Here is an 18,493-nt window from a genome sequence, read left to right as displayed (position 1 = left end):
AGCAGCAACAGCCCCGACACGAAGGCCGGTACGCGGACGAAGGCGAGCCACGGCCGCCGGCCCCCGCGTCGCGCGGCGGCCCGCAGAACACGGTCGGCCGCCGCGTACAGCGGCACGAACAGCAGGTCGTGCACCAGGGCCGCGCCGACGAACCAGAGGACGACGGACAGCCACTCACCACCGCTCAGAAGGCGCACCCCCGCATAGCCCGCCACCGTGAACGAGGCGAGCAGCACGAGGAACTGCGGCAGCCCCTCCCCGTACCACCGGCGCAACCGGCGTGCGGGGGCACCGGCCCGGCGCGCGCTCATCGCACTCCTCCGAAGGTCAGCCGGGACACCCATTTGGTGTTGAGCACGCCGGGGGCAGCCGGGACGATGATCCGTGCCGGGTAGCCGTGGTCCGGCGACAGGTCTTCGCCGTTGACCTGGAGGGCGAGCAGGGAGCGTGGGTCGCGTACCTGGTTGTCGCGGAGCGCGGCCCTGCGGAACGCGCCGTGCCGTTGCAGGGATTCGACGAACACGCCGGGCAGCGCGTCCTCGTCGCATCCGGCCACGGCGGCGAGGTCCCGCAGCCGCACCCCGCGCCACCACTGATCCGACGTCGACCAGCCCTCCACGCACGCGATGGGCAGCGCCGCGCTGGACAGGGACATCCGCGACAGTTCCTCCCGCGAGAGATGTACGACGCCGCCGGGTCCTTCGATGACCAGCCGCCATGCCTTGCCCGTGTCGGCCGGTGCGATCCCCGCCTTCGCGGCCGTCTTGTTGATCTGGAACCCGTTCGGTCCGCTTCCCGGGTCCGCGCCGCCGTGCGGGGCCAGCAGGGCGAGACGGCGCAAGGGGCCGTCGAAGCTCTGGCCCACCGTCGTCACGAACAGCGCGGCGGAGCCCGCGCCGACCATGCCGAGCGCCCCGCGTCGCGACACGCTCGGCTCGGCGGGGCGGGCGGGCGCGAGCCCGCCGTCCTCGTACGGCTCGGGCCCCGGGTCCCGCAGCCGGGCGCGGAAGCCCTGCTCGCGCAGGACACGCACCGCCGTGGGCAGCCGGAGCGCGACATGTGCCACGAGGGCCGCGAAGAACACCCAGGCGCCGTAGAAGTGCAGCGGATAGAAGGAGCCCGGGAAGAGGTACTCCAGCTGCACGTTGAGTACACCGGTGCCGAACTCGAAGAGGGCACCGCCGACCAGCAGGAGCAGCGAAAGACGCTCCAGTGCGTGGCCGGCCGACCGCGCCGGAGGCAGCGAGAAGAGCTTCGGGATCACCGACCACAGCTTCGCGAGCAGCACCGGGATCAGCGTGACGCCGACCGTGACGTGCAGGCCCTGGGTGAAGCGGTAGAGCCAGTGCGGGCCGGTGGGCCAGGCGAAGAGGTAGAAGCCGAGAAGGCCCTTGTCCGGCGTCTTGTCGTTGACCGGCGACAGGTCCGGGTTGTACGCGGCGTACGAAAGGAGCCCCGTCACGAACAGCACCGTCAGACCGGCCAGCAGGACGACGCCGAGGACCGAGGTCAGCCAGGGGCCGCGCAGCGGACTGCGCCAGAAACCGGCATGGGTCGGTGAGGGGACGCGCGGGGCGGGAGGCATGGCTCGACCGTATGCCGCCGCCCGGCCGCCGGCGGGCCGTCAACTGATGACGAAACGCTGACGTCCGGCCGCGAGCGGCCCGCCCCGGTCCCGTCTCGGCCTAGCGTGCGGACGTGATCACCACAGAACGCACCGGCGGCCGCCGCGACCTGGCCGCGGCCGGCTGCGGAGCCCTCCTCGTCGCCGCCGCCGCCGTCGTCGGCGCCCGCATCGAGCACGCCGACGGCTCCCTCCATCTGGGCCTGCCACCGCTGTACGCGACGTGGGAACCGCACATCGGGCCGGGCACACCGGCCGCACTCACCCTCGCCGCGGCCGTCGTCGTGTACGCCCCTTCGCTCGCCGTCCGGCTCCCCTGGCGGCCGCTGCTGCTGACCGCCTGGGGCGCTTCCCTGGCCTGGATCTGGTCACTCGCGCTCATCGACGGCTGGCATCGCGGCGTGGCGCGGCGGCTCACCACCAAGTACGAATACCTCCAGGTCATCGACCGCTTCGAGGACATCCCCGCGACGCTGCGGGACTTCAGCCGGCACATCCTGATCGACTCGCCGGGTCACTGGCCCGCCCACACCGCGGGGCATCCGCCGGGCGCCACGCTCACCTTCGTCCTCCTGGACCGGATCGGCCTCGGGGGTGGCGCCTGGGCCGGTGCCTTCTGCATCACCGCGGGCAGCACCGCGGTGGTCGCCGTCCTGATCACCCTGCGCTCGCTGTGCGACGAGGCGACCGCCCGCAGGGCCGCGCCCTTCCTCGTCCTCGCACCCGGCGCGATCTGGATCGGCGCCTCCGCGGACGGCTACTTCGCCGCGGTCACCGCCTGGACCATCGCCCTGCTCGCGCTGGCGTCGACACGCACGACCCGCTCCCCCGCCGCCGCGGCGCTCGGCTCCGGGCTCCTCTTCGGCCTGACCTGCTACCTCTCGTACGGGCTGACGCTCTTCGCCGTGGTCTGCGCCGCTGTCCTGCTCATCGCGCGCACTCCGCGCCCTCTTCCCCTCATGCTGGTCGGCGCGGCCGTGGCCCCCCTCGTCTTCACTCTCGGTGGCTTCGACTGGTGGGAGGCGTACCACCTGCTGGTCGAGCGCTACTACCAGGGCGCGGGCGGCATCAGACCGTACGGCTACTTCGTCTGGGCCAACCTCGCCTGCACGGTGCTCGTCGTCGGCCTCGCCTGCGTCGCCGGTCTCCGCAGGGCCCTGGGGGCCGTGCCGGCCGCGGTCCGGCGTCTGGTCAGCGGCCGGGCCGGGGCCGCCGACCGGCTGGTGGCGCTCGTCCTTGCCGCCCTGCTGGCGCTTGCCGCCGCCGACCTCTCCGGCATGAGCAAGGCCGAGACGGAACGCATCTGGCTGCCCTTCACCACCTTCCTCCTCGCGGCCACGGCGCTTCTTCCTCCCACCGCCCGCAGGTACTGGCTGACCGCCCAGGCCGTGCTCGCCCTCACCGTCAACCACCTGCTGCTGACCGGCTGGTGAACTCCCCCCGCGCGGAGGTGCTCCGCGCATCGGCCGCCGGGAGCCGCCACGTATCGTGCACACGGATACGGCGTACGACACACCCTGGAGGGAGCACCATGATCGGTGTCGAGGAGTTGGAGACCGCTGCGGCACGCATCGCCGGTCATGTGGTGCGCACTCCCACCCTGCCCAGTCCGGGGCTGAGCGCACTGCTCGGCGTCCCGGTCACGGTCAAGCTCGAACTGCTCCAGCGCACCGGGTCGTTCAAGGCGCGGGGCGCCGCCCACAAGCTGCTCACGCTGACCGACGAGCAGCGCGCGGCCGGTGTGGTCGCGGTGTCCGGCGGCAACCACGGCGTCGCCGTGGCGGAGATGTCGGCCGCCCTGGGGGTGCGCGCCACGGTGGTGATGCCGCGCACCGCACCGGCACGCTCGGTGGAGGCCGCCCGCGCCGCGGGCGCCGACGTCCGGTTGACCCCCACCATGGCCGAGGCGTTCGCGCTCATGGAGCGGCTGGAGGCCGACGGTCTCACGCTGCTTCACCCGTTCGCCGACCCGGTGGTGATCGCCGGGCAGGGCACCGTGGGGCTCGAACTGGCGGCGGACGCGGGTGAGTTGACGGACGTCCTGGTCTCCATCGGCGGCGGTGGTCTCATCGCCGGGGTGGCGGCGGCGCTGCGGGTGCTGCGGCCCGGTGTGCGGGTGTGGGGTGTGGAGACCACTGGCGCCGACGCGATGTCGCAGGCGCTGGCGAGCGGTGGGCCGGTACAGGTGACCGTGGACTCACGCATCTCCACCCTCGGCGCGCCCACCGTGTCCCCGCTGACCTACACCATGGTGCGCGACTTGGTCGACGAGGTGCTCGTCGTGCCCGAGGCGGAGGCCTACGCCGGTGTGCGGGAGCTGGCCGAGCACGCCAAGGTGTGGGCCGAGCCCGCGGCCGGCTGCCTCCTCCCGGCCGCCCGCCGCGTCCTGGCCAAGACCGGTGAGAAGACGCGGCTCGGCTTGGTGGTCTGCGGCGGCAACGCCTCGGTGGCTGACGTGACCGCGTACGAGGGGTAGCTCCCGCCGAAGGTGCGGCGGCGGCCCGGGGCTCCGGCCTCAGTGGCGGGCCAGGAGGGCCCGGGTCTCGCGGTCGACCTGCTGGGCCTCGCCGGTGGGCACGACGAGGACCGGGACCCGCGCGCCGGGCCCGCTGACGATCTCTGGCCGTTCGGCGACCAGTGGGCGCAGGCCGCCGGTGAGGCCGAGCGCGGGCAGCCGGGCGCACACCTCCTCGCGCACCTCGGGCTGGTCCTCGCCGATCTCCCCCGTGAAGACCAGGGCGTCGAGCCGGTCCAGGGAGGCGGCCATCGCGGCGATGCCGCGCCGGCAGTGGTGGGTGAAGACGTCCAGGGCGAGCGCGGCGCGCTCGTCCCCCGCCGCTCGGCTGCGGACGAGGTCGCGTGTGTCGTCCGAGGTGCCGGAGAGGGCGAGCAGACCCGACTCGCGGTTCAGCGCCGTCTCGATGTCCTTCGCGGTCAGATGGTGGCGGGTCTGGAGCCAGGTCAGGGCGCCGGGGTCGACGCTGCCGCTGCGGTGGCTCATCACCAGCCCCTCCAATGGCGTGAACCCCATCGTCGTGTCGACGCTGCGCCCGTCGCGCACGGCGCAGGCGGAGCAGCCGCCGCCGAGGTGCGCGATCACCAGGTGGAGCTGTTCGCGGCGGCGGCCGAGGAGTTCGGCGGCCCGGTCGAGCGCCCATGCGTAGGACAGTCCGTGGAAGCCGTAGCGTCGCAGCCGGTACTCCTCTCGCCAGGTGGCGGGCACCGCGTACTCCCGTGCCGCGGCGGGCAGCCCGGTGTGGAAGACGGTGTCGAAGCAGGCGACGTGCGGGACGTCGGGCAGCAGGCTTTTGGCCGCGTCCAGGACGGTGAGGGCCGGCGGGACGTGCAGGGGCGCGAGGTCGGCCACCTCGTCCAGACGGGCGCGGACCGCGTCGTCGACCAGGGTGTGGCCGCGCAGTTCCGGCCCGCCGTGGACGATGCGATGGCCGACCGCCGTCGGAGCGGGCGCTTCGTCCAGCAGTCGCCGCAGCGGGCCCGAGGCGTCGTCGCCGGGCGCGGAGTCGCCGCGGTGTTCGGCGAGGACCTCGCCGTCGTCGCCGAACACGGTCAGCCGCAGGCTCGACGATCCCGCGTCGGCCACCAGGACCGGGCTGTTGCCCTGTGCGAACACGTTGATCCTCTCCTTCGGGTCGGCGGCACACCCCGTGCGAGGCGTCAGCACTCCGGTGCGGGCGTATGCCGCGGCACCGAGGTACCCGACCAGGCTTCGCGGGAAACGCGCCACCGCGGCGGGAAACGCGCGCCACCGAGGCGGGAGCCTGCCCGCGTTCCGGCGACATCAGCGGAACATCAGCGGAACGTGAGCGGGTGGCCCCAATCTGGGTGATCAGGAACACAACGCGCCTCTTAGGACACCAACGCAGTAGCTGATTACCTGGTCAACAAGGGGGTAGCGGTGCACGCTCGTGTCTGCCGCGCTCGAGAGCCCCTGACCTTCGTAGAAGCAGAAGGAGCTCCAGCTCGTGCAGCAGATCGTCGAGAGTGTCCCCACGAGTGAGCGGGTGACGTTGTCCGTTCACGCATCGGACCCCATCTCCCGGGCCGGAGTGCTCAGCCAGCTCCGCCAGTATCCCGAGATCGAGTTGGTGGACACCGGTCACCAGGACTGCTGCCAGGTCGCCCTGCTCGTCGCCGGCTCCGTGGACGAGACGACTCTGCTGCACCTGCGCCGGCTCATCCACGGCGAGGACGTCCGGGCGGTCCTGGTGGTGGACCGGATGCGGGAGGCCGACCTGATGGAAGTCGCCGGGTGCGGCGTCACCTCGATCGTGTGGCGGCGGGAGGCCACGCCCGCGCGATTACTGCGGGCCATACTCGCGGCCCACCGGGGCGACGGTGATCTGCCGGCCGACTTGCTGGGCACGTTTCTCACCCGGATGGGGCAGCTCAAGAGCGGCGCCCCAGGACCGGCGGGACTCCCCACGATGGGCCTGACGCCCCGTGAGGTCGAAGTCCTCCAGTTGGTGGCGGAGGGGCTGGACACCGCGCAGATAGCGGACAAGCTCGCGTACTCCGAACGGACGGTGAAGAACGTCCTGCAGAATCTGACCTCCCGCCTCCAACTGCGCAACCGCACCCATGCGGTGGCCTATGCGGTGCGCGCGGGCTACATCTGACGTCGTGGGCGAACCGCGTGAGGCCGTGGGCGAACCGCGCTGAACGCCTTCGGCACAGCGGGGGCTGGACCGCCCTCTCGTCCAACCCCCGGCCGCGTGCCCGTTCTAGCCGACCGTCACCGCGCCGCGCAGCGTCTCACGCATCAGTGCGATCACCTCCGCCGCGCGCGGGCTGAGGTAGAAGTGGCCCCCCTGGAACGTCCGGATGTCGAATGCCGCTGTCGTGTGGGCGCGCCACGCGTCCGCTTCCGGCACCGTCGTCTTCGGGTCGTCGTCGCCCACCAGTGCGGTGATGGGGCAGTCGAGGGTGGCGTCCACCGGACCGTACGTCTCGATGGCCCGGTAGTCGCTGCGGATGGCGGGCAGCACCATCCGCAGCAGTTCCTCGTCGCCGAGGACCTGGGCGTCGGTGCCGCTCATGGCCTTCATCTCGGCCACGATCCCGTCGTCGTCGCGCTGGTGGACGTTCTCCTCCCGTCGTGTCGACGGTGCGCGCCGGCCGGAGGCGAACAGCATCGCGGGCGTGTGCCCCTGCGCCTCCAGCCTGCGTGCCACCTCGAAGGCGATGATCGCGCCCATGCTGTGCCCGAAGAAGACCACGGGCCGGTCGAACAGCGGCGCCACGACGGGCGCGATGCGGTCGGCCAGTACGCCGATGTCGTCCACGTTCGGCTCGGACCTGCGGTCCTGTCGGCCGGGGTACTGCAGGGCCGTCACGTCACTGTCGCTCTGGAGTGCGGCCGAGACGGGGAAGTAGAAGGTCGCCGAGCCGCCCGCGTGCGGGAAGCACACCAGCCGGACCGGGACGTCCGGTGCGGGGTGGAACCGGCGGAGCCAGAGGTCGCTGCCGTCGGTAACAGTCATGTTGATCGTCCGTTCTGCTGTGGTTGTCGGTACTCAGCGGGCTGCTGTCTTGTCGCGCTCAGGGAGAGTCTTCCGTGATCCGGCCGTCGTCCAACCATGCCCGTACCGCGAGCGCCGTCGATTCCGAGTGGTCGTCCATGATCGAGAAGTGGTCGCCGGGGACGTCGGTGTCATCGTGCGGCAGGGGCCATTGGGGGCGCCAGTCGTCCTCGGTCCGCAGGGCCCGCGACTCCCCCGGCGGGAAGGTGGCGTGCACGTACAGCGTCGGCGCGTCGATCGCTTCGGGCTCCCAGTCGCCGAAGACGCGCAGGTAGCCTCCCTGGCCGGTGAGTTGGGCGCCGGTCATCAGCTCGAACGCCTCGCTGGTGGCCGCGCGCTGCCTGAGCGCCTCCTCAAGGCGTCCCTCGAAGGAGGTCGTCGCGGTGTAGGTGTCGACGAGGACCACGGCCTGCGGTGCTCTGCCCTGCTGTTCGAGCAGTGCGGCGACCGCGTTGGCCAGCCATCCGCCCGACGAGTAGCCGACGAGCACGAACGGCCGGTCCCCTGCCTGCCTCTTGACGGCCTCGGCCTGGAAGCGCACGACCGCGTCCCTGGTCGCGGGCAGCGCCTCCCCCGGCGCGAAGCCGGGGTTGGGCAGCACGGTCACGTCACGCTCGCCCGCGAACAGGGGGGCGAAGCGGCCGAAGTAGTGCGGTCCTGAGGGCGCCATCGTCGGCGGGATGCACAGCAGCGGGGTGCCGGGGCCGGTCGCGAGCGTCACCGGCGGCAGGGCGGGCACCTCCTCCGGCGTCTCGAACACCGGCCGCACCAGGGCTGCCGCGTTCACCATCTGCCACCCCTGCTCGTACAGGCCGAGGTCGCAGGCCTGCCGGTACAGGCCGGTGAGCGTGTCCTCCACCGCGAGGACGGCGGTAGTGGCCTCTTCGTTCCCGGCCCCCGCGGCGAGTTCACGCCTCAGGTATCCGGCGAGCGCCGGTCCTGTGGGCTGGTCGAAGACGACGGTGGTGGGCAGGCGAAGCCCCGTCGCCCCGGCGAGGCGGTTGCGCAGTTGCAGCGCCGTCAAGGAGTCGAGGCCGAGCTGGGTCAGGGCGCCGGAGACGTCGAGCTCCTGCGGCGCGTAGCCGAGCACGGCCGCCGTCTGGTCCCGTACGAGCAGCAGGAGTTCACGCTCCTGCTCCTCCTCGGTCAGCCCGGCGAGCCGCTGTGCCAACGGCTCCTCGCTCGCGGCGGGCGCCTTGGTGGCCCGCGGGCGCACCAGGCCGCGCAGCAGCGGGGGCACGTCGTCGGGCCCGCCGCGCAGGGCGGCGAGGTCGAGCCGCATCGGCACCACGACCGCGTCGTCGGCCGCGCAGCCGAGGTCGAACAGCGCCAGGCCCTGTTCCTGGGTCAGGCCCGCGACCCCGGAGCGGGACAGCCGCGCCACGTCGGACTCGCCCATGTCACCGGTCATCGCGCTGGCCGTCTCCCACAGCCCCCACGCCAGCGATGTCGCGGGAAGGCCGGAGGCCCTGCGGTGGTGGGTGAGGGCGTCGACGAAGGCGTTGGCCGCCGCGTAGTTGCCCTGCCCCGGTCCGCCGAGGATGCCCGCCGCGGAGGAGAACAGCACGAACGCCGACAGGTCGAGGCCGCGTGTCAGCTCGTGCAGATGCCAGGCCGCGTCGACCTTGGGCCGGAACACCGTGTCGACCTGCTCCGGGGTGAGCGAGCTGATCGTGGCGTCGTCCAGGACGCCCGCCGAGTGCACCACGCCGGTCAGCGGGTGCTCCGAGGGCACGGCGTCGAGGAGTTGTGCCAGCGCTCGGGCGTCGGTGACGTCGCAGGCGGCGAGCGTGACGTGCGCGCCGAGTCCGGTCAGTTCGGTACGCAGGTCCTCCGCGCCGGGGGCGGCGGCGCCGCTGCGGCTGGCGAGGACGAGGTGCCGTACGCCGTGCTCGGTCACGAGGTGCCGGGTGACGAGGCCGCCGATCATGCCGGTGGCGCCGGTCACCAGGACGGTGCCGCCGGGCGCGAACGCGAGCCCGGACTCCGCCTCGGAGGGCCGGGTCCGTGCGATGCGCGGCACCAGGACGTCGCCGGTGCGCACGGCCGACTGCGGTTCGGCGGCGGTGAGGGCGGCGGTCAGTGCGGGCCAGGAGGTGTCGTTTCCGTCCACGTCGACCAGCGCGAACCGGTCGGGGTTCTCGGACTGCGCCGAGCGGATCAGGCCCCACACCGTCGCGTCGGCGAGGCCGGGCACGTCCTCCCCGGGAGCGGTCGCGACGGCCCCGCGGGTGACGAGGACGAGGCGGGAGCCGAGGAACCGGTCGTCGGTCAGCCACTCCTGGGCGAGGCGCAGCGCGCGCAGGGCGGCGGTGCGGGCGGCGGCGACCGGCTGTCCCTCGTCCTCGGCGCACGGGACGACGACCAGCTCCGGCACCCCGGCCTCGGCGAGGGCCTGGAGGTCGTCGTGCTCCTGGACGGCGATCCCTGCCGCGGCGAGGCCGGCGCCGATCTTCAGATCGTCCGGGCCGATGACCGCGCAACCGCGGGCGGGAGCGGAGCCGGCCGCACGGGCCTGTGCGGCCACCCACTCCAGCCGGAACAGCGAATCGCGGTGGCGCGCACCCCACTGGTCCGCGGCGATCGGCCGCAGCACCAGGGACGCGACCGTCGCCAGGGGATGCCCCTGGACATCGGTCAGTTCCAGGGTGACGGCGTCGGGTCCGCCCGGGGTGAGCCGTACCCGCGCCGCTGTCGCGCCTGTCGCGTGCCACCGGACCCCGTTGAAGGAGAACGGGAGCCGGGGGCGGCCCGCGTCTTCGACGAGGCCGCCGAGCATGCAGGCGTGCAGCGCGGCGTCGAGCAGCGCCGGGTGGAGCCCGAACGACGCGGCGTCCCGGTGCTGGTCCTCGTTCAGCGCGATCTCGGCGTACACGGCGCCCTCACCGCGCCATGCCGCCCGCAGGCCCTGGAAGGCGGGCCCGTAGCCGAACCCGGCCTCCTCCAGACCGTCGTAGAGGCCGTCGATGTCGACGGGCTCGGCTCCGGCGGGCGGCCACTGCGTGGGCGCGGCCGGTTCGGCGGAGGCGGTGGCGGGGGCGGCAGTGGTGAGGAAGCCGGTGGCGTGCCGGGTCCAGTCGGCGCCGGCGGCCGGGTCGTCCGGGCAGGAGTCGATGCTGAGGGCCCGTCGGCCGGTGCCGTCGTCGCCGCCGACCGTGACCCGCAGCCGCACTCCGCCGCGCTCGGGCAGCACCAGCGGTGCGGCAAGGGCCAGTTCCTCCACCTCGTCGAGGCCGAGTCTGCCGCCCGCCGCGAGCGCGATCTCCGCGAAGGCGGTGCCCGGCAGGAGCGTCGTCCGTGCCACGGCGTGGTCGGCGAGCCACGGGTGGGTGTCCGTGCCGAGCCTGCCGGTGCACACCAGGCCCTGCTCGTCGGCGAGGTCCACGGCGGCGCCGAGCAGCGGGTGGCCGGCGTCCGCCAGGCCAAGACCACTGGCAGCGTGCTCGAAGCGCAGGTCCAGGGGGGCTTCCAGCCAGTACTGCTTGCGCTGGAAGGGGTAGGTGGGCAGGTCCACGGGCCGCCCGGCGGGCACCACGCCCCGCCAGTCGAACGGCAGTCCCCCCACATATGCCTCGGCGGCGGAGAGCAGGAACCGGTCGAGTCCACCCTCGTCCCGGCGCAGCGTGCCCACCATGACGGCGTCACCACCGGTGGCCTCCACCGTCTCGGACACGCCGATGGTGAGTACGGGGTGGGGGCTGCACTCCACGAACACGCCGACGCCGTGATCGAGCAGACCCCGCGTCGCGTCCTCGAACCGTACGGTGTTGCGCAGGTTCTGATACCAGTACTCGGCACCGACCTCCGTCCCGGTCAGCCACTCCCCCGTGACCGTCGACAACATCGGCACACTCGCCGGCTTCGGCTCAATCCCGGCCAACACCCCGGCCAACACGTCCTGAATACGCTCCACATGCGGCGAGTGCGACGCATAATCCACCGGCACCCGACGGGCACGTACGTCGTCCGCGGTGCAGGACTCCATCAGCTCGTCAAGCGCGTCGGCGTCGCCTGCTACGACCACCGAGCTGGGTCCGTTGACGGCGGCGACCGAGATACGGCCGTCCCACCGCGCCAGCCGCTCACGCGCCTGACCGACCGTCACCGCCAGCGACACCATGCCACCCTGACCCGACAACGCCAGAATCGCCTTGCTCCGCAGCGCCACCACCTGAGCGGCATCCTCCAGGGACAGCGCTCCCGCCACATGCGCGGCGGCTATCTCACCCTGGCTATGACCCACCACCGCGTCCGGCTCCACACCGTACGAACGCCACAGCGCCGCCAGCGACACCATCACCGCGAACAGAACGGGCTGTACGACGTCCACCCGCTCCAACTGGCCCGCATCCCCCAGCGCTTCGTGCAGCGACCAGTCCACATGCGGGGCCAAAGCCTCAGCGCAAGCATCGAGAGAAGCACGGAAGACCGGCGAGGACTCCGCAAGCTCCGCCCCCATCCCCAGCCACTGCGAACCCTGACCCGGGAACACGAACGCCACCTTGCCCGCGGCCCTCGCCACACCCACCGCCACACGAGCCGACTCCGCACCCGCGGCCACCGCCGACAGCGCGTCCGCGCCACCCGCCACCACCACGGCCCGGTGATCGAACACCGACCGCGACAACAAGGCATCCGCCATGTCGACCAGCGCCGCTCCCTCCATCGCGGTCGCGAGTTGGGCGGCGTGGGCGCGCAGGGCGGTTTCCGATCGTGCGGAGAACACCAGCGGGACCGGTCCGGGGATCGGTGCCAGCGCGGCCGGGGTCTCGTCGGGCGTCGTCGCGGGGGCGGACTCCTCGTCCGCCGGGGCCTGTTCCAGGACGATGTGCGCGTTGGTGCCGCTCACGCCGAACGACGAGACGCCCGCCCTGCGCGGTCGGCCGAGGGCCGGCCAGGGCCGGGTCTCCGTCAGGAGGTCGACCTCGCCCGCCGACCAGTCCACGTGCGGGGAACGCTCGTCGGCGTGCAGGGTCTTGGGCAGTTCGGCGTGGCGCAGCGCCATCACCATCTTGATCACGCCACCGACGCCTGCGGCGGCCTGGGTGTGGCCGATGTTGGACTTCAGCGAGCCGAGCCACAGGGGCTCTCCGGCCCGGTCCTGGCCGTACGTGGCGAGGAGGGCCTGGGCCTCGATCGGGTCGCCGAGGGTGGTGCCGGTGCCGTGCGCCTCGACGGCGTCCACGTCGGACGGCGTCAGGTTGGCGCTCGCCAGTGCCTGGCGGATGACGCGCTGCTGCGAGGGGCCGTTGGGCGCGGTGAGACCGTTGGAGGCGCCGTCCTGGTTCACCGCCGAGCCCCGCACGACGGCGAGGACGCGGTGGCCGTGGCGGCGGGCGTCCGAGAGGCGCTCCAGGACCAGCATGCCGACCCCCTCGCCCCAGCCGGTGCCGTCCGCGTCGGCGGAGAAGGCCTTGCAGCGGCCGTCCGGGGCCAGGCCCCGCTGCCTGCTGAACTCCACGAACGTCGCGGGGCTGGCCATCACCGTCACACCGCCCGCGAGGGCGAGCGTGCACTCTCCGGAGCGCAGCGCCTGGGCCGCCAGGTGCATGGCCACCAGCGACGACGAGCATGCCGTGTCCACGCTCACCGCGGGGCCTTCGAGTCCGAACACGTAGGACACGCGGCCGGAGGCGACGCTGCCGGAGCTGCCTACGCCGAGCTGGCCCTCGAAGCCTTCGGGGGAGCGTCCGAGCCGGGCGGCGTAGTCGTTGTACATCACGCCGGCGAAGACGCCGGTGGCGCTGCCCCGCAGTGACTTCGGGTCGATTCCGGCCCGCTCGAACGCCTCCCAGGAGGTTTCGAGGAGCAGCCGCTGCTGCGGGTCGACCGCGAGCGCCTCGCGCGGCGACATCCCGAAGAACGCCGGGTCGAACTGGGCGGCGTCGTGGAGGAAGCCGCCCGACCTGACGGTGCTGGTGCCGGTGTTCTCGGGGTCGGGGTCGTAGAGCGACTCGACGTCCCAGCCCCGGTTGTCCGGGAAGTCGGACACCGCGTCGCGGCCCTCGGCGACCAGGCGCCACAGGTCCTCCGGTGAGCGTGCTCCGCCGGGGTAGCGGCAGCTCATGCCGACGATGGCGATCGGCTCGTCGTCGGCGGCGGCCGTGCGGATGGTCGCCGTGCGCGTCTCGTCGTCGCCGAGCAGGGTGGCGCGCAGGTGCTTGGCCAGGGCGAGGGGTGTCGGGTAGTCGAAGACCAGCGTGGCGGGCAGGCGCAGGCCGGTGGCCGCGTCGAGCTTGTTGCGCAGCTCGACGGCGGTGAGCGAGTCGAAGCCGAGCTCGTCGAAGGCCCGCTCCGCTTCCACCGCGGCGGCGGACGCGTGGCCGAGGACGGCGGCGACACAGCTCCGTACGAGGTCGAGGAGGGCCGGGAGGCGCTCCTCCCCCGGCAGGGCGGAGATGCGTGCGGCCAGGCCTCCGTCGGCCTTGGCGGCTTCGGGGCGCGCCGAGCGCACCAGGGCGCGCAGCAGGGCGGGGACGGCCTCGGGGCGGGCCCGCAGTGGCGCCAGGTCCAGGCGCATGGGCACGGCCACGGGCGACGGCAGGGCGAGGGCGGCGTCGAACAGCCGCAGCCCCTCCTCGGCGGACAGCGCGGTGACGCCGGCCCGTGTGAGGCGGCCCCGGTCGGTTTCCGCCAGGTCGTCGGTCATGCCGCTCGCGTCGGCCCACAGGCCCCAGGCCAGCGATGTCGCGGGCAAGCCGTGCGCGTGGCGGTGCTGGGCGAGGGCGTCCAGGTAGGCGTTGGCCGCTGAGTAGTTGGCCTGGCCCGCGTTGCCGAACGTGCCCGCGGCAGAGGAGAACAGCACGAACGCCGACAGGTTCAGGTCGGCTGTCAGCTCGTGCAGGTGCCGGGCGGCGTCGGCCTTGGGCCGGAACACGGTGTCGATCCGCTCCGGGGTCAGCGACTCGATCACACCGTCGTCCAGGACGCCCGCCGCGTGCACGACGGCCGTCACGGGGTGTTCGGCGAGGAGCGCCGCCACCGCGTCCCGGTCCGCCACGTCGCAGGCGACCGCGGTGACCTCGGCGCCCAGGGAGGTCAGTTCGGGGTGGAGTGCGCCGACTTGGCCGCGCCTACTGGCGAGGACCAGCCGCCGCACGCCGTGCCGCTCGACCAGGTGTCGCGCCACCAGGCCGCCGAGCATGCCGCTCGCGCCGGTCACCAGGACAGGGCCTGTGCCGAAGTCCGGCTCCTGCCCGGCCTCGGGGCGGGACCGTACGAGCCTCGGCACGAGCAGTTCTCCGGCGCGAAGGGCCAGCTGGGGTTCACCGGTGGCGACGGCCGCCGGCAGGGTGCGGGCGGTGGCCTCGGACCACGCGAGATCGGTGTCCATGAGCACGAACCGGCCGGGGTGCTCGGACTGTGCCGCGCGTACGAGGCCCCACACCGGGGCGTTGGCCAGGTCGAGGACGTCCTCGTCGGGTCCTGCCGCGACCGCGCCGCTGGTGACGAACACCAGGCGCGCCGCGGAGAACCGGTCGTCGGCGAGCCAGGCCCGCACCAGGGCCAGCGCCCGGTGCGTCGCCTCGGCGGGGCTCTCGGCCGGGGTCACGGGGGCGAACACGAGGTCCGGCACCTCGTCCTGCCCCAGCGCGGCCAGGCCCGCGTCCCCCAGCACCGTCCAGCGGTCCGAGGCCGGGTCGACGGGCCGTACCCGCGTCCAGTCGACCCGGAACAGCGAGTCGAGGCGGTCGCCGGTCAGGCCGTCCGCCGACAGGGGCCGCAGGGACAGTTCCTCGACCGTGGCGACGGGGGCGCCCGTGCCGTCGGTCAGGGCGATGGCGACGCCCGAGGCGCCGGCCGGGGACAGCCGCCCCCGCAGCGCCGACGCGCCGCTGCTGTGCAGCCGCACGCCGCGCCAGGAGTACGGCAGGTGAAGCCGCTCGGTGTCGGTGACGAAGCCGCCGAGGCCGATGGCGTGCAGCGCCGAGTCGAGCAGCGCGGGGTGCAGTCCGAAGGAGCCCGCGCTGTCCTGGTCGGGGAGCTCGAGCTCGACGAACACCTCCTCGCCGAGCCGCCAGGCCGCGCGCAGGCCCCGGAACGCGGGCCCGTAGCCGAGTCCTGATGCGGCGAGGTCGTCGTAGCGTCCCTCGATGTCGACGCGCTCGGCTCCGGCGGGGGGCCATGCCTCAGCGCCCGCTTCGGGGGCGGCCAGGGCCGTTCCCGAAGCGAGTGTGCCGGCGGCGTGGCGTGTCCACGGCTGGTCATCGGCCGCGTCGTCGGGCCGTGAGTACACGCTCAGCGCGCGGCGCCCCGACTCGTCGGGGGCCCCGGCGGACACCTGGAGGCGTACCGCGCCGTCCGCCGGCAGGACCAGCGGCGCCGCCAGCGTCAGCTCCTCGACGTGGTCGAGCCCGACCTGGTCGCCCGCCCTGATGGCCAGTTCCACCAGTGCGGCGCCGGGTACGAGGATGACGCCCCCGACGGTGTGGTCGGCCAGCCACGGGTGGGTGGCCGGGGAGAGCCGGCCGGTGAGCAGGGCGCCCTCCTCGTCGGCCAGGGTGACGGCGGCGCCGAGCAGCGGGTGGTCGGCGGGGCGCAGTCCCACCGAGGTCATGTCGCCCGCGTAGGAGCCCGTGTCGAGCCAGTACCGGGTGCGCTGGAAGGGGTAGGTGGGCAGGTCGGTGCGGCGGGCGCCGCGGCCCGCGAACACCGCCTGCCAGTCCAGGGCGACGCCCCGCACGTGCAGTGCCGCGATCGCGGAGGTGAGCGTGGTGCCCTCGGGCCGGTTGGCGCGTACCCCGGCGACCAGCAGCGCGCCCTCCTGGACGCAGTCGCGGCCCGCCGCGGTCAGCACGGCGTCGGGGCCCAGCTCCAGGAAGTGGGTGACGCCCTGTTCGTCCAGGCAGCGCATGGCGTCGAGGAACCGCACCGCCTCGCGGACGTGGCGCACCCAGTGCTCGGGGTCGCGTGCCTGCTCCGGGGTGAGTACGGCGCCGGTCAAGGTGGAGACGACCGGGATCGCCGGGGTGCCGTAGGTGAGGGTCCGGGCGACGGCGCGGAAGTCCGCGAGGACGGCGTCCACGTGCGGGGAGTGGAAGGCGTGGCTGACCCGCAGGTAGCGGGTCTTGCCGCCGCGCTCGCGCCAGGCCTCGTCGACGGCTGCCACGGCGTCGGCGTCGCCCGCGACGACCGTGGACTCGGGGCCGTTGACGGCCGCGACGTCGACCGTGCCGCCGTGCTCGGCGATCAGGCGGCGGACGGTGTCCTCGTCGGCGCGCAGCGACAGCATCGTCCCGCCATCGGGCAGCGCGCCCATGAGCCTGCCGCGGGCGGCGACCAGCGTGCACGCGTCGGCGAGGGAGAACACGCCGGACACGTGCGCCGCCGCGAGTTCGCCGATGGAGTGGCCCGCGAGGAACTGCGGGGCCGGGCCCCAGGCGGTGACGAGGCGGAACAGGGCCACCTCGATCGCGAACAGCGCGGGCTGGGTGTAGGTGGTCAGGTCGAGCAGGGCGGCGGCCTCGCTGCCGGGCTCGGCGAACAGCACGTCCCTCAGCGGCCGGTCCAGGTGGGGGTCCAGGCCCGCGCAGACCTCGTCGAGGGCCTGGGCGAACAGGGGGAACTCCCCGTACAGCTCGCGGCCCATGCCCACGCGCTGGCTGCCCTGGCCGCTGAACAGGAACGCGAGCTTGCCGCGCGTGCCGACCGTGCCGCGCACCAGGCCGGGTGCCTCGTCACCGGCGGCCAGGGCTTCCAGGCCTTGCAGCAGTTCCGCGCGGTCCGCGCCGACGACGGCGGCCCGGTGTTCCAGCGCGGTCCTGGTGACGGCGAGCGAGTAGCCGATGTCGGCCGGTGTCTCGTCCCGGCCCGCCAGGTGGGTCAGGAGGTCGGCGGCGCGTGCGCGCAGGGCGTCGGGGTCGTTGCCGGAGAGGACCCACGGGACGGCGTCGGTGAGCACCGGGTCGGCGGGGGCGAGGGGCTCGCCCGGCTCGTCGTCGGGGTCATCGGCGGGGGCTTGTTCGAGGATGACGTGGGCGTTGGTGCCGCTGATCCCGAAGGACGACACCGCCGTCCTGCGCGGCTGCTCCGTCCGCGGCCAGTCCCGCGCCTCGGTGAGCAGTTCCACGGCGCCCGCTGACCAGTCGACGTGCCGGGAGCGTTCGCCGATGTGCAGGGTCGGCGGCAGCACGCCGTGCCGCATCGCCATCACCGACTTGATGACGCCCGCGACGCCCGCGGCGGCCTGGGTGTGGCCGATGTTGGACTTCACCGAGCCCAGCCACAGCGGCCGGCCGGCGGGGCGGTCCTGGCCGTAGGTGGCGAGGAGCGCCTGCGCCTCGATCGGGTCGCCGAGGGTGGTGCCGGTGCCGTGTGCCTCGACCGCGTCGACCTGGGCGGCGGTCAGCCCCGCGCTGTCCAGTGCCTGGCGGATGACGCGCTGCTGCGAGGGGCCGTTGGGCGCGGTCAGGCCGTTGGAAGCGCCGTCCTGGTTCACCGCCGAACCGCGCACGACCCCGAGGACGGTGTGGCCGTTGCGGCGGGCGTCGGAAAGGCGCTCCAGGAGGAGCATGCCCGCGCCCTCGCCCCAGCCGGTGCCGTCGGCGTCCTCGGAGAAGGACTTGCACCGGCCGTCCGCGGCGAGGCCGCGCTGCTTGCTGAAGCCGATGAACGTGTCCGGGGTCGCCATCACGGTGACACCGCCGGCCAGGGCGAGCGTGCACTCGCCCGAGCGCAGGGCCTGGGCCGCCAGGTGCAGCGTGACCAGGGAGGAGGAGCAGGCGGTGTCCACCGTGACGGCGGGCCCCTCGAGGGCGAAGGTGTACGACACGCGGCCGGAGGCGACGCTGCCGAAGCTGCCGGTGCCGAGGAAGCCCTCCACTCCCTCCGGCACCGAACGCAGCCGCGAGGTGTAGTCGTGGTACATCACCCCGGCGAACACACCCGTCCTGCTGCCGCGCAGCGACGAGGCGTCGATCCCCGCCCGTTCGAAGGCCTCCCAGGAGGTTTCGAGGAGGAGGCGCTGCTGCGGGTCCATCGCGAGGGCCTCGCGCGGCGAGATCCCGAACACGCCGGGGTCGAACTCGGCCGCGTCGTGCAGGAAGCCGCCCTCGGTGCGGAAGGCGCGGTCGGGGTCCTCGGGGTCGGACAGCCCGACCTCGCCCCAGCCCCGGTCGGCGGGGAACGCCGTCACGCCGTCGCGGCCGCCCGCGACCAGCTCCCACAGGTCCTCGGGGGAACGTACGTCGCCGGGGTAGCGGCAGCTCATGCCGATGATCGCGACCGGCTCCTGCTCGCCCTCCTCGACCTCGCGCAGGCGTCTGCGGGTGTCACGCAGGTCGGCGGTGACCCGCTTCAGGAAGTAGCGGAGCTTGTCCTCGTTGTCCAT

7 protein-coding genes are annotated in these 18,493 nt (G+C 73.6%); 3 read left to right on the top strand and 4 right to left on the bottom strand.

The features are described from left to right. Positions 1 to 307 precede the first annotated feature (307 nt). Positions 308 to 1,585 (bottom strand): molybdopterin-dependent oxidoreductase, encoded by a 1,278-nt coding sequence (locus ACZ6JY_RS32395; RefSeq protein ID WP_469201640.1) that lies wholly within the window; start codon positions 1,583 to 1,585, stop codon positions 308 to 310. 113 nt (positions 1,586 to 1,698) lie between these two features. Between ACZ6JY_RS32395 and ACZ6JY_RS32390 the strand changes: the two genes are divergently transcribed. Together ACZ6JY_RS32390 and ACZ6JY_RS32385 are read left to right on the top strand one after the other, a co-directional pair. After that, the gene (locus tag ACZ6JY_RS32390) at positions 1,699 to 3,057 is read left to right on the top strand and encodes a hypothetical protein (protein WP_469201638.1); all 1,359 of its coding nucleotides are present in this window, start codon (positions 1,699 to 1,701) and stop codon (positions 3,055 to 3,057) included. A 98-nt stretch (positions 3,058 to 3,155) separates the two neighbouring features. Beyond that, the gene (locus ACZ6JY_RS32385; RefSeq protein WP_469201636.1) at positions 3,156 to 4,100 is read left to right on the top strand and encodes a threonine/serine dehydratase; all 945 of its coding nucleotides are present in this window, start codon (positions 3,156 to 3,158) and stop codon (positions 4,098 to 4,100) included. Between the two features lie 39 nt (positions 4,101 to 4,139). On the opposite strand, the gene ACZ6JY_RS32380 is transcribed toward ACZ6JY_RS32385, so the two are convergent. Continuing rightward, positions 4,140 to 5,255: an acetate/propionate family kinase gene (locus tag ACZ6JY_RS32380; protein ID WP_469201634.1), complete on the bottom strand. Its 1,116-nt coding sequence runs from the start codon at positions 5,253 to 5,255 to the stop codon at positions 4,140 to 4,142. 352 nt (positions 5,256 to 5,607) lie between these two features. Between ACZ6JY_RS32380 and ACZ6JY_RS32375 the strand changes: the two genes are divergently transcribed. After that, complete coding sequence (locus ACZ6JY_RS32375) at positions 5,608 to 6,261, top strand: helix-turn-helix transcriptional regulator (protein WP_469201632.1); 654 nt, start codon at positions 5,608 to 5,610, stop codon at positions 6,259 to 6,261. 105 nt (positions 6,262 to 6,366) lie between these two features. Here the strand turns inward: ACZ6JY_RS32375 and ACZ6JY_RS32370 are convergent, their stop codons facing one another. Together ACZ6JY_RS32370 and ACZ6JY_RS32365 are read right to left on the bottom strand one after the other, a co-directional pair. After that, positions 6,367 to 7,125: a thioesterase II family protein gene (locus ACZ6JY_RS32370; protein WP_469201630.1), complete on the bottom strand. Its 759-nt coding sequence runs from the start codon at positions 7,123 to 7,125 to the stop codon at positions 6,367 to 6,369. 58 nt (positions 7,126 to 7,183) lie between these two features. After that, positions 7,184 to 18,493 (bottom strand): SDR family NAD(P)-dependent oxidoreductase, encoded by an 11,310-nt coding sequence (locus ACZ6JY_RS32365; RefSeq protein ID WP_469201628.1) that lies wholly within the window; start codon positions 18,491 to 18,493, stop codon positions 7,184 to 7,186.

This window comes from Streptomyces sp. NPDC046335 (assembly GCF_055587985.1).
The sequence above is the reverse complement of the archived record's forward strand: the minus strand, read 5'-3'. Positions and strand labels throughout refer to the sequence as shown.

Coding starts and splice junctions, on each gene's coding strand:
- ACZ6JY_RS32385 (WP_469201636.1), top strand. CDS start 3,156: ATGATCGGTGTCGAGGAGTTGGAGACCGCTGCGGCACGCATCGCCGGT.
- ACZ6JY_RS32365 (WP_469201628.1), bottom strand. CDS start 18,493: ATGGACAACGAGGACAAGCTCCGCTACTTCCTGAAGCGGGTCACCGCC.
- ACZ6JY_RS32370 (WP_469201630.1), bottom strand. CDS start 7,125: ATGACTGTTACCGACGGCAGCGACCTCTGGCTCCGCCGGTTCCACCCC.
- ACZ6JY_RS32395 (WP_469201640.1), bottom strand. CDS start 1,585: ATGCCTCCCGCCCCGCGCGTCCCCTCACCGACCCATGCCGGTTTCTGG.